Origin of the sequence: Microbacterium sp. BF1 (assembly GCF_019279095.1) — a bacterium.
Lineage (GTDB): Bacteria > Actinomycetota > Actinomycetes > Actinomycetales > Microbacteriaceae > Microbacterium > Microbacterium maritypicum.
On the sequence record NZ_JAGYWT010000678.1, the window covers coordinates 1 to 1,046 of the forward strand.

Here is a 1,046-nt window from a genome sequence, read left to right on the forward strand (position 1 = left end):
CTGCTCGCGGCGTGGGGGTTGGCCGACGACGCGCAGGGCGTCCGCGAGTTCGGCCTGCGCACGGTCGAGGCGGCTGCAGGGAAGGTCGCCGTCGTGAAGCCGCAGGTGTCGTTCTTCGAGCGCTTCGGCTCTCGAGGCATCGCGGCGCTCGAAGATGTTCTGGCCGCTACGCGCGCTGCCGGACTGATCGTGATCGCCGACGCCAAGCGGGGCGACATCGGATCGACGATGGACGACTACGCGCGTGCGTGGCTCACGCCGGGTTCGCCGCTGGAGGCGGATGCCCTCACCGTGAGCCCATTCCTCGGGGTGGGTGCTCTCGACGGGACCTTCGCCGTGGCCGAGAAGAACGGAAAAGGTCTGTTCGTGCTGGCGGCTACCAGCAACCCCGAGGCGGAAGGGCTGCAGCGGTCCACGGACTCCGCCGGCATCACGGTGTCGGCAGCGGTCATCTCCGAGGTCTCTGCGCGCAACGCCGAGTCGTCTGCCGCGGGGGAGTGGGGGAGCTTCGGATTCGTCATCGGCGCGACCGTCGACTGGACCAGGGCCGGTATCGAGCCGTTCACGCCGGCAGCGCCGATCCTCGCTCCGGGTTTCGGTGCGCAGGGGGCCACGCCGGCTGATCTCCGTCCGCGTTTCGGGACGATGTCGGCAGCAGTGATCGCGAGTGAGAGCCGCAGCATCCTCTCCGCCGGTCCGGCCGATCTGATGGAGGCCATCTCCGCACGCGCGGCCGAGTATCGCGAGGTGGCCGGTGTCTGACGCACAGCGCACGGTCCCCGAGGTCGACAGGGCTGCAGCGGCGCGCCGCGCCGTGGAGCGTCGCCGCGCCAGGGCCTCGGTCAAGCGCGACCTCACGATGCGCGTGGTGACACCGCAGGCCGTTCTTCATCGTGCGAGCGCCGACGCCGATTCGGCGGAGGGCTCGATGCGCATCACCGACTTCCTGCTGGCACTTCCCGCGATCGGCGCTGGCAAGCGCGACCGGGTGCTCGAGGAGCTGCACATCTCGCCGGTCAAGCGTCTCGGTGGGCTCGGCGCGCGCC

General features: G+C 70.6%; 1 protein-coding gene and 1 pseudogene. Both read left to right on the plus strand.

All coding sequences use genetic code 11. From position 1 onward, the window contains the following. A partial coding sequence (gene pyrF, locus KZA10_RS15970) for an orotidine-5'-phosphate decarboxylase (RefSeq protein ID WP_218683377.1) occupies window positions 1–762 on the plus strand: 762 nt, incomplete at its 5' end. Next, a pseudogene (locus KZA10_RS15975) lies at window positions 755–1,046 on the plus strand (guanylate kinase); the annotation flags it as partial. The gene pyrF and the pseudogene KZA10_RS15975, both read left to right, overlap by 8 nt.